The sequence below is a fragment of the Mesorhizobium monacense genome (assembly GCF_056781675.1).
Genome location: NZ_CM165567.1, coordinates 5,255,499 through 5,268,804, shown reverse-complemented (window position 1 = coordinate 5,268,804; position 13,306 = coordinate 5,255,499). Strand labels below are relative to the sequence as shown.

12 protein-coding genes and 1 pseudogene are annotated in these 13,306 nt (G+C 64.0%); 8 read left to right on the top strand and 5 right to left on the bottom strand.

Annotated features, from left to right (window positions below; translation table 11 throughout):
• Positions 1 to 31: 31 nt before the first annotated feature.
• From hrpB to nhaA, 4 genes are all read left to right on the top strand, one after another.
• On the top strand, positions 32 to 2,494 hold the full coding sequence (hrpB, locus tag AC1RUK_RS25210) for an ATP-dependent helicase HrpB (RefSeq protein WP_481838480.1): 2,463 nt from the start codon (positions 32 to 34) through the stop codon (positions 2,492 to 2,494).
• Between the two features lie 62 nt (positions 2,495 to 2,556).
• Positions 2,557 to 3,879 (top strand): ActS/PrrB/RegB family redox-sensitive histidine kinase, encoded by a 1,323-nt coding sequence (locus AC1RUK_RS25205; protein ID WP_481839400.1) that lies wholly within the window; start codon positions 2,557 to 2,559, stop codon positions 3,877 to 3,879.
• Positions 3,880 to 3,987: 108 nt separating this feature from the next.
• Complete coding sequence (locus tag AC1RUK_RS25200; RefSeq protein WP_436170523.1) at positions 3,988 to 4,551, top strand: ActR/PrrA/RegA family redox response regulator transcription factor; 564 nt, start codon at positions 3,988 to 3,990, stop codon at positions 4,549 to 4,551.
• 97 nt (positions 4,552 to 4,648) lie between these two features.
• The gene (gene nhaA, locus AC1RUK_RS25195) at positions 4,649 to 5,842 is read left to right on the top strand and encodes a Na+/H+ antiporter NhaA (RefSeq protein ID WP_481838481.1); all 1,194 of its coding nucleotides are present in this window, start codon (positions 4,649 to 4,651) and stop codon (positions 5,840 to 5,842) included.
• Here nhaA and AC1RUK_RS25190 read toward each other — a convergent pair.
• The 3 genes from AC1RUK_RS25190 to AC1RUK_RS25180 form a co-directional block, all read right to left on the bottom strand.
• Positions 5,839 to 6,789, bottom strand: a complete 951-nt coding sequence (locus tag AC1RUK_RS25190; RefSeq protein WP_481840130.1) for an RNA polymerase subunit sigma-70 — start codon at positions 6,787 to 6,789, stop codon at positions 5,839 to 5,841. The genes nhaA and AC1RUK_RS25190 overlap by 4 nt on opposite strands.
• 126 nt (positions 6,790 to 6,915) lie before the next feature.
• Positions 6,916 to 7,662: an SDR family NAD(P)-dependent oxidoreductase gene (locus AC1RUK_RS25185; protein WP_481838483.1), complete on the bottom strand. Its 747-nt coding sequence runs from the start codon at positions 7,660 to 7,662 to the stop codon at positions 6,916 to 6,918.
• Between the two features lie 185 nt (positions 7,663 to 7,847).
• Complete coding sequence (locus AC1RUK_RS25180) at positions 7,848 to 8,348, bottom strand: MmcB family DNA repair protein (RefSeq protein ID WP_481838484.1); 501 nt, start codon at positions 8,346 to 8,348, stop codon at positions 7,848 to 7,850.
• Between the two features lie 111 nt (positions 8,349 to 8,459).
• On the opposite strand from AC1RUK_RS25180, the gene AC1RUK_RS25175 reads away from it, so the two are divergent.
• The gene (locus AC1RUK_RS25175) at positions 8,460 to 9,413 is read left to right on the top strand and encodes an IS1595 family transposase (RefSeq protein WP_481838485.1); all 954 of its coding nucleotides are present in this window, start codon (positions 8,460 to 8,462) and stop codon (positions 9,411 to 9,413) included.
• Between the two features lie 93 nt (positions 9,414 to 9,506).
• On the opposite strand, the gene AC1RUK_RS25170 is transcribed toward AC1RUK_RS25175, so the two are convergent.
• The gene (locus AC1RUK_RS25170; RefSeq protein WP_481838486.1) at positions 9,507 to 9,767 is read right to left on the bottom strand and encodes a hypothetical protein; all 261 of its coding nucleotides are present in this window, start codon (positions 9,765 to 9,767) and stop codon (positions 9,507 to 9,509) included.
• 143 nt (positions 9,768 to 9,910) lie between these two features.
• Here AC1RUK_RS25170 and AC1RUK_RS25165 point away from each other — a divergent pair, with 143 nt between their 5' ends.
• Positions 9,911 to 10,624 (top strand): hypothetical protein, encoded by a 714-nt coding sequence (locus tag AC1RUK_RS25165; RefSeq protein ID WP_481838487.1) that lies wholly within the window; start codon positions 9,911 to 9,913, stop codon positions 10,622 to 10,624.
• 268 nt (positions 10,625 to 10,892) lie between these two features.
• Positions 10,893 to 11,069, top strand: a complete 177-nt coding sequence (locus tag AC1RUK_RS25160) for a hypothetical protein (RefSeq protein WP_481838488.1) — start codon at positions 10,893 to 10,895, stop codon at positions 11,067 to 11,069.
• Between the two features lie 1,096 nt (positions 11,070 to 12,165).
• On the opposite strand, the pseudogene AC1RUK_RS25155 reads toward AC1RUK_RS25160, so the two are convergent.
• Positions 12,166 to 12,288 (bottom strand): annotated as a pseudogene (locus AC1RUK_RS25155).
• 772 nt (positions 12,289 to 13,060) lie between these two features.
• Between AC1RUK_RS25155 and AC1RUK_RS25150 the strand changes: the two are divergent.
• Entirely contained in the window at positions 13,061 to 13,255 is a 195-nt protein-coding gene (locus AC1RUK_RS25150; RefSeq protein ID WP_481838489.1) for a hypothetical protein, read from the top strand.
• Positions 13,256 to 13,306 lie beyond the last annotated feature (51 nt).

The following is a 13,306-nucleotide window of genomic DNA, read 5'->3' as shown; positions in this document are numbered from 1 at the left end:
CGCTGACCACAGCCGCTGATATGCGGGCGCGATGAACATCAAACCCCTGCCGGAGCTCCCCGTCTCCGCCGTGCTGCCGGCGCTCGGCGAGGCGCTCGAAAAGCGCAACTGCGCCGTGCTGGTGGCGCCGCCCGGCGCCGGCAAGACGACGCTGGTGCCCCTGGCGCTGCTCGACGCGCCATGGCTTGGCGCAGGCAAGATCGTCCTGCTCGAGCCGCGCCGGCTCGCCGCCCGCGCCGCCGCCCGCCGCATGGCCGAGCTGATCGGCGAGGAGCCCGGCGGCACGGTCGGCTACGCCATGCGCATGGAGAACCGGACATCGGCCCGGACGAAAATCCTCGTCGTCACTGAAGGCGTGTTGTCGCGCATGATCCTCGACGATCCGGAATTGCCCGGCGTCGCGGCGGTTCTCTTCGACGAGTTCCACGAGCGCTCGCTCGACGGCGATTTCGGCCTGGCGCTGGCGCTCGACGTGCAGGGCGCGCTGCGGCCGGACCTGCGCCTGCTGGTGATGTCGGCGACGCTCGACGGCGCGCGCGTCGCCAGATTGCTGTCCGAAGCTCCGGTGATCGAAAGCGAGGGCCGCGCCTTTCCCATCGACATCCGTTACGACGAGCGGCCGGCCGGTGTCCCGATCGAGGACGCGATGGCCAAGGCGATCCGCGCCGCACTCGCCGAGGAGAGCGGCAGCGTGCTCGCCTTTCTGCCCGGCCAGCGCGAGATCGAGCGGACCGCCGAGCGGCTGCACGACCGGATCGGCGCCGACACCGATATCGTGCCGCTCTATGGCATGCTCGACAACAGGGCGCAGGATGCCGCCATCAAGCCGTCGCCCTCGGGTCGCCGCAAGGTGGTGCTGGCGACATCGATCGCCGAAACCTCGATTACCATCGACGGCGTGCGCGTCGTCATCGACTCCGGCCTGTCGCGCTTGCCGCGCTACGAACCGGCCAGCGGCCTGACGCGGCTGGAGACGGTGCGGGTCAGCCGCGCCTCGGCCGAACAGCGCGCCGGCCGCGCCGGGCGCACGCAAGCCGGCGTCGCCGTCCGGCTGTGGCGGGCCGAGCAGACGGCGGCCCTTCCCGCCTTCACGCCGCCGGAAATCCTCGAGGCGGATCTGTCCGGCCTGTTGCTCGATTGCGCCGCCTTCGGTGTCGCCGATCCCACGAGCCTCTCCTTCCTCGATATGCCGCCGGCGCCGGCGCTCAACGAGGCGAGGGCGCTGCTCAGCGCGCTGCACGCCATCGACGGGGCCGGGCGGCTGACGGAAGCGGGCGTCGCGATGCGCAAGCTGGCACTGCCGGTGCGGCTCGCCCACATGGTCGCCGAAGCGGCAGGGAGCGGTCACGCCTTCGAAGCGGCGATGCTCGCCGTGCTGCTCACCGAGCGCGGCCTTGGCGGCGACGGCGCCGACCTCGAGCGCCGGCTGATGCGGTTTCGCACAGAGAAGTCGCCGCGCGCCGTCGCGGCGCGGCAGCTTGCCGAGCGGCTGGCGAGACAGGCCGGCGGCAGGAGAAGCAATGAGCTGGCCTCCGCCGGCGCGCTCCTCATCCACGCCTGGCCGGATCGTGTCGCCAAGGCACGCGGCGAGCGCGGCCGTTTCGTGCTGGCCAACGGCTCGGGCGCCATGCTCGACACCGCTGACCCGCTGGCGGGCGAGACCTGGCTGATCGTTGCCGATCTGCAGGGCAAGGCGCAGAACGCCCGCATCAGCGCCGCGGCTCCAGTCGACGAGGCCGATCTCCGTGCGGCACTCGCCGACGGGATCGAGACCCGCCGGGAGACGAGCTTCGACCGCGACCGGCGCGCCGTGCGCGTGCGCGAGACCGCCAGGCTCGGCGCCATCACGCTTTCCGAGCGCATGCTGCCGGCGCCATCGGGCGCCGACGCGGATCAGGCGATCCTCGATGCCTTGCGCGAGCTTGGCCTGTCGCTGCTGGACTGGGGCAAGGAGGCCGAGACCCTGCGCCAGCGGCTCGGCTGGCTGCATCGCGGCCTCGGCGCGCCCTGGCCCGACATGTCCGACGCAGCATTGATCGACCGCCTCGACGACTGGCTTCTGCCGTTCCTCGGCGGCAAGGCGTCCTTCGCCGCGATCGATCCAGGCACGCTTTCGGCCGGCCTGATGGCGCTGGTGCCGCATGATCTGCAGCGCCGGATCGACGCGCTGGCGCCGACCCATTTCGATGCGCCCTCGGGCAGCCACGTGCCGATCCGCTATGACGGCGAATGGCCGGTGCTGGCGATCCGTGTGCAGGAATTGTTCGGCCTCGACCGGCATCCGGCGATCGCCAACGGCAGCGTGCCGCTGACGCTCGAACTGCTGTCGCCGGCGCACCGACCGATCCAGACGACGCGCGACCTGCCCGGTTTCTGGCGCGGCTCCTGGGCCGATGTGCGCACCGACATGCGCGGCCGCTACCCCCGCCATGTCTGGCCGGAGAACCCGCTGCTCGCCGCCGCCACCAACCGCGCCAAGCCGCGCGGGACGTGATGGTCTGGAAATTGCGACGTCGCAGTCTACCGTTTCTGCTTTCCCGGCTATAATCCTTGGCCATGATAAAGATCCTCAACGCGCCCGATTTCCAGCAGAGCCAGCGGCTGCGCCTCAACACGCTGATCAGGCTGCGCTGGCTGGCCATCGTCGGCCAGAGCCTGACGGTGCTTCTCGTCGCCTACGGGCTGAAATTCCCGCTGCCCGTCAGCATGTGCTTCGCGCTGATTGCCTGCTCGGCCTGGATGAATTTGTGGCTGACCTTCCGGTATCCGGCGGCGCACCGGCTCACCCCGCTGTCGGCCTTTGTCATCCTGACCTTCGACAGCCTGCAGCTTGCCGGCCTGCTCTACATGACCGGCGGCCTCACCAACCCGTTCTCGGTGCTGATGACCGTGCCCGTCGTCATCTCGGCGGCGTCGCTGCCGCTGCGCCTCACCGCGGTGCTCGGCGTGCTGGTCATGGCGGCGGCCACCTTGCTGGTCTTCTTCCACCAGCCTCTGCCCTGGCATGAAGACGCGCCGCTGGAGATGCCTTTCATCTATGTCGCCGGCATCTGGATGGCGGTGTTCTCGTCCATCGCCTTCACCGCCATCTACGCCTTCCGCGTCGCCGAGGAAGCGCGCCTGCTCGCCAACGCGCTCGCCGCCACCGAACTGGTGCTGCAGCGCGAGCAGCACCTTTCCGCCCTGGATGGCCTTGCCGCCGCCGCCGCGCATGAACTGGGCACGCCGCTCGCCACCATCGCGCTTGTCGCCAAGGAGATGGAGAAGGTGCTTGGCGACGACCCGAAATACCGCGAGGACGTGACGCTGCTGCGCTCGCAGAGCGAGCGCTGCCGCGAGATCCTGAAACGGCTCACCAGCCTGTCCTCCGAAGGCGAGGCGCATCTGTCGCGCCTGCCGCTGACCTCGCTGGTCGAGGAGGTGACGGCGCCGCACCGCGATTTCGGCATCTCGATCAAGCTCCGCCCAGGCGAGCGCATCGGCGCCGAACCGGTCGGGCGGCGCAACCCGGGCGTCATCTACGGCCTCGGCAATCTGGTCGAGAACGCCGTCGACTTCGCCCGCAAGACGGTGACCGTGCGCTGGAACTGGGACGACGACCATGTCTCCTTCTCGATCATCGACGACGGGCCGGGCTTCCCGCCTGAGATCATCGACCGCATCGGCGAGCCCTACATGTCGACGCGCCAGGGCACCGAGGCCGGCGGCGGCCTGGGCCTTGGCCTGTTCATCGCCAAGACCTTGCTCGAACGCTCGGGCGCCACGCTCGATTTCCGCAATTCGAGCGGGCTGGGCGAGGGCGCCGTGGTGCAGATTTCATGGCCGCGCAGCGTCTTCCTCAATCCCGAATCGTCGTCGAGCATGTTCGACACCGCCTGAAACCTGCATCGTGGCCCCTATCAAGCCCGGTGCAGGCGCTAAAAATTGGACAATAGTGCTGCGGAACTGTATCTGCGTAAAACCAAGGCAGCAGGATTTCTGGAAGCGATGAGCGGAGACGAAACGACTGGCGCAATGGTTGAAGGCGAGGACACCTCGCTGCTGATCGTCGATGACGACAAGCCGTTCCTGACGCGGCTTGCCCGCGCCATGGAAACCCGGGGCTTCGTGGTCGAGACGGCCGACAGCGTCGAGGAGGCTGTCGCCAGGGCGCGCGCCCATCCGCCGGCCTATGCGGTGGTCGACATGCGGCTCGGCGACGGCAATGGCCTCGACGTCGTCGCCGCCATCCGCGAGAAGCGCGACGACGCCCGCGCCGTCATCCTCACCGGTTACGGCAACATCGCCACCGCGGTGACGGCGGTGAAGCTCGGCGCCATCGACTATCTGTCGAAGCCGGCCGACGCCGACGACATCTTTGCCGCGCTGACCCGCACCTCGGGCGAACGCGCCGCACCGCCGGAAAATCCGATGTCGGCCGACCGCGTGCGCTGGGAGCACATCCAGCGCGTCTACGAAATGTGCGACCGCAATGTTTCGGAGACCGCGCGCCGGCTCAACATGCATCGCCGCACGCTGCAGCGCATCCTGGCCAAGCGCGCCCCGCGCTGACCACAGGCTGACTTGCGGGCTGCTTGCCTCCTGGTCGGGGCTTGCGCATCATCCTGCCAAAATGATTCCGGCCGACAGGCAGCGTGACGGAGGCGACATGCGGGACGACGAGCGGCCGGTTTCCATCTTTCGCGAATTCCTCGATGGCGAGGCGGCCGGCGGCATCATCCTGATGGCCGCCGCGGCACTTGCCCTCATCGTCGCCAACTCGCCCTTGGCCGAAACCTATTTCTCCACCCTCCACGCCTATCTCGGGCCGCTCAGCGTCTCGCACTGGATCAATGACGGGCTGATGGCGGTGTTCTTCCTGCTCGTCGGCCTGGAGATCAAGCGCGAGATGCTGGACGGCCAGCTCTCGACCTGGCCGCGCCGCGTGCTGCCCGGCATTGCCGCGGCCGGCGGCATGGTGGTGCCGGCGCTGGTCTATGTCGCCATCAACCGCGACAACACGGCGGCCTTGTCGGGCTGGGCCATCCCGACCGCCACCGACATCGCCTTTGCGCTCGGCGTGCTCTCGCTGCTCGGCAACCGCGTGCCGGCCTCGCTGAAGATATTCCTCACAGCTTTGGCCATCATCGACGATCTCGGCGCCGTCATCATCATCGCGCTGTTCTACACAAGCGGCCTGTCATTCGCCTATCTGGGTGCTGCCTTCGCGGTCATCGCCGTGCTCGTCGTGCTCAACCGCATGCGGGTGCTGACGCTCCTGCCCTACCTCGTGCTCGGCATCGTCTTGTGGGTGCTGGTATTGAAGTCGGGGGTGCACGCCACGCTTGCCGGTGTGGCGCTGGCGCTGACCATTCCTCTCGAGCGCTCTCCCGGGATCAGCCACGACCTCGAGCATTCGCCGCTGCACCGGCTTGAGCACGGCCTGCACAGAATAGTGCCCTTCTTCGTCATCCCGATCTTCGGCTTTGCCAATGCCGGCGTGTCGCTCGCCGGCGTCAGCCTCGCCGCGTTGGTCGAACCGCTGACGCTGGGCGTGGCCGCCGGCCTCGTCGCCGGCAAGCTGGTCGGCGTCTTCGGCTCCTCGGCGCTGGCCATCCGGCTGGGCTTCGCCGACCTGCCGGTAAATGCCGGCTGGCTGCACCTGGTCGGCATCTCGCTGCTTTGCGGCATCGGTTTCACCATGAGCCTGTTCATCGGCCTGCTCGCCTTCGCCAGCGACGTGGCGCTGCAGGATGCGGTCAAGGTTGGCATCCTCGCCGGCTCGCTGATCGCCGCGCTGCTTGGCGCGGCGGTGCTGATGATGGCACCTGCTGGCGAAGCCGATGGGGCGGACGAGGACTAGGTTGGCGGTAGACGGAAGCCCGCAAACAATGAGGGACCGAGCGGCGGCACATAGATCGTCAACGAGGCGATCTTCCCGTCGGCGGGCTCGATGACATGCAGAGAATGGGGCAGCCACGCAAGGTCTTGATGGCTGCGCGCGTAGACCGCGACCGCGGGCTGGCCATTGGCCCCGGTGGCCACCGCGCGATAGCCGGCAAAATTGCCCCAGACGGTCCCCAAAAAAGCCCGGATCGCCTCTCGCCCTCGGTACCACTCCCGCCATGGCGGCATGTGGTAGGTGGCGTCCTCGCGCAGCAAGTCGATGAGGCCGTCGAGGTTGTCCGCTTGCCAGGCCTGCATGTAGCGTTCGAGCAGCAGCCCCTCTTGCGGGTTGGGTTGCGATCGCTGCAGGGGACGCCCCCGAGGATAGCGCTGGCCAAGCGTTGCGCGGGCCCGCTGCAGGGCGCTGTTGATAGAAGCAGTCGAACCGCCCAGCAAGTGCGCCGTCTCGACCGCTGACCAGCCAAGCACGTCGCAAAGCAAAAGGGCGGCCCGCTGCCTGGGCGGCAGAAGCTGGATCGCCGCGACGAAAGCGAGTTGCACCGCTTCACGGGCCTCGTAGCGCGCGTCCGGACCCGGTTTGTCGTCGACCAGATCCGGAAGCTCCGCGTCCGGATAAGGCTCCAGCCAGGTGAGCTCGGCGGCGGGCCCGCCGGTTGCCCGCCCATCGGAGGGCGGCCGTTCGGGTTCAAGCAGAATGCGATGCACACTCGACCTCGCCTTGATGGCGTTGAGGCAGCTGTTGGTGGCGATCGTGTAGAGCCAGCCGCGAACCGAGCCTCGGCCGTCGAATTGCGACCGTGCGCGCCAAGCCTTGAGGAAGGTGTCCTGGACAAGGTCATCGGCCTCATGCAGTGAGCCCATCATCCGGTAGCAGTGGAGCTTGAGCTCGCGGCGGTGGACCACTGTCAGGCGCTCGAAGGCCAGCCGATCGAGGATCGGCTGGCCTGGTCGGCCCAAGGGCTCAACAGGGCCAGAAGCGTCTGTCATACGGAGCCTGCGGTGCTGAAGTTGGCCGGCATCCTGCTCGCCTCATGCCGCCGCCGCAAGTCCGCTGCCGCTCACCGTGAAGGAGCTGCCTTGCGGTTTGCCGGTGGCGAGCGCGACCACCGCGCGAGCGACGTCGGCCGGCGTCTGCATGTCGGTCAAGCTGGCGAGGAAGTCCGCCGGGCGGATGCCCATATAGGCCGAAATGCTGGCGATACCGCGGTCACCAACGCCGGTGCCCGGCATGATGCGCGCCGGCGCAAGTGCCATGAAGCGCAGGCCGAGGCCGAGCCGGTCCGCTTCCTTCTGGCTGTGACCGGCCAGGAACATCTGCATGCGTTTTGCGCCGGAATAGCCGCCTGAGTTCGGCGGCCCGCCGCTGAAGGCAGCACCACTGGAGATCAGCACCACCCGGCTCCCCGGCTTGAGCCGGCCCTGGAGCGCTGCCTTGCAGAACAGGAACGACGCCTTGACGTCCATGTCCCAGTTGGCAGAGAAGACCTCCCAGCTCTGCTCCTGGATGGGGACGGACGGCGCGAGAGCGCCGGCTGAGATCACCAGCACATCCGGCGCCAGCGCGCCGAAAACCGCGTCGGGCGCGGTCTCCTCCGTCGCGTCGACCGCAAGCGTCTTCACGCCTGATGCCTCCCAGGAGAGTTCTTTCAGGTCGGCCGCGCTGCGGGCAACGGCAAGTACGATCGCCCCTTCGCCAAGTGCTGCTTCCACGATCGAGCGGCCGACACCTCGGCTGCCTCCGATGACGACGACATTCTGACCTTCCAACGATCCCATGGATCACCTCTCTTTCCGGCCGCCGGACCATCCGAGCGTGCCTGTTGATCAGGACAGCGCAGGCAGGCGGAAATCATCGGTGCGAGGTCAAAGATCTTCTTGGGGATCGGTAAGCTCGGGCAAAGCCGTGGTCGGGCGCGGGCGACAGACGGCGGCGCGCTGGACCTGTCGCGCCTGCGGCGAACCTATTCGCTCTCGCCCTCGAGCGCCGGCACCGAGACACCGGCGAGTTCCGCCGCCAGCAGCCGCGAGGCGCCGGCGCGGGCGATCCGAAGCATCAGCGCCTTGCGCGTCGCCGCCGCCATACGGTGCTCCGGCGCATCGCGCAGGATCTCGGCGCCGTAGCCGTCGGAAAGGATGAACCCGCATTCCTCGGGGAAGATCTCCTGGGGCACACCGGGATGGGTGGCGAAGAAGAAGCGGTCGGAATGCAGCCGGTAGTCGGGCCATTTGCGGTCGACCCGGAAATCCTCGATCGAGGATTTGATCTCGATGATCCAGATATCGCCCTGGCGGGTCAGCGCGACGAGATCGGCGCGGCGGCCGGTGGCCAAGGACAGTTCAGGCAGCACATGCGCGCCCATGTCCATCAACAACCGCTGCACCCCACGCCGCACCAGCATGGCGCGCTCCGACTGGCGACCGTCTATCAGGGGGTTGAGGGGAATCGGTGAAATGATGGGCATGACGAGCACCATGCCAGATTTTGTTCACGGTTTGAACCCGCTTCTTGGGGGTGATTATCCGGTTGACAAACCCAAGTGGATAGCCGATAACGATTCCAAGGAGTTATCGCTATGTCCGTTCTGTCCCGCCCCGAATTCCATGACGAAGCCAAGGCTTTCGAGCATGTCGAGTCCATCCTGTGGCCGAACGGTCCCGTTTGCCCGAAGTGCGGTTCCGTTGATCGCCACTATGCGTTGAAGGGCGTTCGCACCAAGCCGTCGAAAAAGAACCCCAACGGCGTCGAGCGTCACGGCCTGTACAAGTGCAGCGCCTGCCGTTCGCAGTTCACCGTCCGTATGGGATCCATTTTTGAGGAAAGCCATTTGCCGCTGGCCAAGTGGCTACAGGCCATCCATCTTATGTGCGCCCCTAAGAAGGGCATCAGCGCTCACCAGATGCACCGCATACTCGAATGCACCTATGAGGCCGCTTGGTTCCTATGCCATCGTATTCGCCTTGCAATGGCCTCTGGCTCGCTTGCCCCGATGGGCGGCAATGGCAAGACCGTCGAAGTGGACGAGACGTATATTGGCCGTCTGGCTGGCACTCCGGTTAAGCCGGGCGGCGGCGCGCACAAGAACACCGTGGTAACGCTTGTCGAGCGCGGCGGCATCGCCCGTTCCTTCCATGTCGATACCGCCCGCATTGGCACCGTCATGCCGATCGTTCGCGCCAACATCGCCAAGGAAAGCGCCTTGATGACGGACGAGGCTGGCATGTATCGCCGCGCGGGCCAGGAATTCGCCTCGCACGATGTCGTGACGCATTCCAAGGACGAGTATGTTCGCTACGAAGGCGAAAAGACCATCCACACCAACACCGTCGAAGGCTTCTACAGCATCTTCAAGCGTGGCATGAAGGGCGTCTATCAGCATTGCGCCGAACACCATCTGCACCGGTATCTCGCCGAATTCGACTTCCGTTACAGCAACCGCATCGCCCTTGGTGTCGATGACGGCACCCGCGCTTTCATCGCGCTCAAGGGTGCAGCCGGCAAGCGCCTTCGCTATCAAAGACCTGCTTGACGAGAAGCGGACGCACTTCCGAAAGCCGGTGCAGCTAGAGTTGCCGCTCTGGCGGTATGCTCGCGGACAGACAAGGGCGAAGCGGCGGCGCCATCAGTAGGGCGTCACCCTGGCCCACAAGTCATCGCATACCCGGTTGTTCTGCTTCCATTCCTTTTCCATCTGGTCAAAAGTTTTGGCCTCATAAACGAAAACGTCGGTGTCAGGGCAACCGATTGCGGGTAATTCACTCGATTCGGTTGCCGCCAAGGCGCGCTCGGACGACACAAGAATCAGTCCCGATTCGGTTCGCCACGCTACCCGGCGCAGCGGTTCGCCTCGAAAATCCCGCACGATAACAAGGCTCTTTTCCATGGCTGAACTCCTTTCTGCGCGAGGGTTTCAGCTTGATGGCCGGACTGTAAATAGCTTTCTTGGCGAGGCGATTTTTGCCCGCCTTGCTATTTGGCATGTCTAAAAGTATACCTATGCCCGCATTCCGTTTACGGAGTTTTGATATGGAAGCGCAGGCAAACGAGAATACCACCAAGCCACAGACCCCACCCTACGTGGGTTGGCCGAGCTATCGCGGTATGTTGAGCGGCTTCAAAGAGCACGTTTTGCCGAGCCGCATTGACCGTAGTGTGTTGGGCAATTTCTCCGGTATTGTCGGCACCCAGCTTCTGGCGACGTTGAAATTCCTGGGGCAGATCGACCCGGCCGGGAAGCCGACCGAATATCTAGAGCGTGCTGTCAACGCCATCGGAACCGAGGAATGGGTTCCCGAACTGACAGCACAACTCAAGCGGGCCTATGGGCCTGTGTTTTCGTTGAACCTACAAACGGCATCTCCAAATCAGTTCACAGAGACGTTCCGTGGGGCATACCCATGCGAGGGCGATACGCTGCGAAAGGCCCTGACGTTCTTTTTGAACGCGGCGCGTGAGGCGCAAATCCCCGTCAGCATGTTCATCATGAAAAACAAAAAGCCGCGCTCGGGTAATGGCCTCAAAAGGCCAAAGACTGCGAAGCCGGCATCGGCCAAGGTCGATGAAAAGTCAGATCTGAATGGGAAGACGCGCGAGCAAAACGACCCGCCAGTCGTGCATGACGATTTTCGCCAGCAGCTATTGAGTAAGTTCCCATCCTTCGACCCGACATGGCCCGACAACATCAAGGCCGATTGGTTCAAGGGGTTCGAGCAATTCATGGCGATGGCCAAGAAACAATGAAGCCGTCTGACACTCGCCAGACGGCTTTCAAGAGCTTCAATGCAAAGCGCGCGAACTTTCGCAGGGGACCGCGCAATGCGCCCAACGGAGAGAAAGGAGGATGCGTCATGTGGTTCATGACCCGGAGAATACCGGTAGCCGCCTAGCGGCGGTTCACCCTGCCCCCTTCCACAAGGGGTAGATAGCGAGGGCGACGGTGTGTCCATAGCACCGGCGCCCTCGTGCCCTTACATAGCAATTTTGCTCGATTCCGTCTAGGGTTACGACCATGCCCGACAAGAAGCCTCAGATTGAAAAATTCCGCGAAGCCGCGCGAGAACTGAAAACCGATCAGTCCGACGCCGCCTTTGAAGCTGTTGTCAACAAGATCGCCCACGCGCCGAAGCTGACCCAGGAACAGATAAAAGAACTGGTGCGCCGGAAGCGCGAGGAGACCAAGCGTTAGCCATTCCCCTACGGCTGGGTAGCGTCATGCCGTCTTTAGCCCCGATGGATTTAGGCCCTCCGTCTCAATTGAGCGATTTCTAATATGCCTATAGCTTAGGCGGTGCGGGAGAATGGTTGCCACCACCCGCAATGGCCGGTGCGGTACCCCCGAAGTGATACCCCCCCACTGCACCGGTCGTTGCCTACGGCTTGGGTATCGTTAGTGTCATCCGATTTGATGACTGAAGAGCACCCACGTTTTGCCAAGTGGCAGCGCTGATTGACGGCCCTATAACCTCGCCAGCCGGCTTGCCTTGCCGGTTAGGTCCGGCGGTTAACCCAAAGCACCCCAAACCCCCGACCGTCTGGCCGCTAGACGTGGCCGACGCGGCTTAGATTGTCTCTCCGGCGGCTGCGTCGGCCATTTTGTTTCCTGCCGGCCTGTCCTGATTATATTCCTATTTTACATTGGGTTTGTCAACCATACAATCGCCCTCTTGGGGCGATTATTCGGTTGACAGACCCAAAGTGACTAGGAATATAATCAGGGCAGGCCGGGACCGATTTGACTCGCTAATCCCTGACTAAAGCGTACAGAAAGGATCGTCGCTGGCCAATTTGAACGGGCGCCTGGCGCTTGGAAGAGTCGATCACGCTTTCGCCCCACAAGGGATAAAGCGATGTCATTCGACGATCATCTCGACTCCGAGCAACTCGCAACGCTGGCAAAGGTTCTTAACGACTATTGTACAGAGGCAGGAATTTCCCGAAGGCCATCCGGCATGGGAACATTTCGGCCGGCGCCTCATGAGCCTATTCCAGTCCGGGATACATCAGCCCGATGAACTGACGTCCAAAATGAACACTGGCTACGAGGATTGGCTAGGCGAGATCGGCGCTACCGGTCCTTTCATACCGCCCAAACTATCGTCCGAAGACCGTCTCCTAGGCGACAATATCTTGCCAGGATCGGACCGCAGAGGCAGGCCAGCCGACCGCAGGAACAATGGCGGGTAGCGTTCGTTCGCTTATAGAAGAATACGAAAACGCCGCTCGACCGGAAGGGAGCGGCGTTTATCAAGTGTGGCGTCCTAATCCCTAGACGAAACCCCGATTGGTCGGGGCCGTCGGACTTGAACCGACGTTTCCAACTTGTTCGCTATCAAGCTTTAGGTGGTGATTTTCAGTCGTCCTTGCAAGTGTGAAAAGACCGGTGCAGCGCCCTAGCCAAGACCCCAACTGCACCGGCCCTGCGAGACTAGTAGCCCAGCTCTGAAACGCATTTTATAGCGGATTAGCAATCTCTAAAATGAGACCGAAGGCTTAAGGTCGCTAGGCACAAAGACGTAAGGCGAGCCAGCGCTACCCAGCCGTAGGGGCATGGCCGCTACAGGACCTGGTAAAAACAAAGCCCCACGACCCTTTCGAATCGTGAGGCTATGATTTTCGACTAGCGTCTCCAATTCTGCTCTCTCTCGTGGCGTTGCCGCTCTGGTATCTCTACAAGGGGCCATCGAAGCGCTAGGCGCTACCTTGCCGCAGGCGGCCTCGCCGGCCGTGTCCCGGACCGTTGAATGAGCCGCGGTCCACCTGTCACATCAGCGTAACAATTCGTGGGTACTTGATAGGGCGTAGCCTACTTTTCCTCCGCCCCGCCAGCTTCATCCAAAGAAGGCGGGGCTTATTTTTGTTCAAGACGTTGCTGCACCGGCCCTGTCCCGTGCCATCGAATGAAGGCTGCATCGCGCCCCGTGATGTGCTTCGCCGTCTTCAACAGCGCCTCATGCAAAACCTGGAGCGGGTGATCGCAGCCAGGCGATATCGGCGGGCCGACGATGCTCTTGTGCAGGCGGAGATCGTATTGACGGACCCGGCCAAGATTGGATGGCGGTCACGCAAACGGGCAATTACACCCAAAAGAAGTCAGGCCAGGCCGCTTTTCAGCCTTGAAGGCCCACGAGCGCGGATCATATAAGAATATATACTTTTCCGATTGCTTCAGGGGTAGGCATGGCGGTGGACAGGGCAGCATCAAAAGGCGAGAGGCTCTCGGCCTTCGATCTCGATGCTCTCCGCGAGGTGTTCAGCAAGTCGGTTCGTGAGCATGATGTCTCAGCAGCCGATTGGGCGGAACACGCCAAATTGTTCCTCAAGCGGACAACCAAGCGCGAAGCTGGCAAAGAGATTATCAACCGCGTCGTTTAGGCGGTCTGGTTCATCGGCCCGGTAGCGGCCGTTGATGCCGCAACCGTTGCT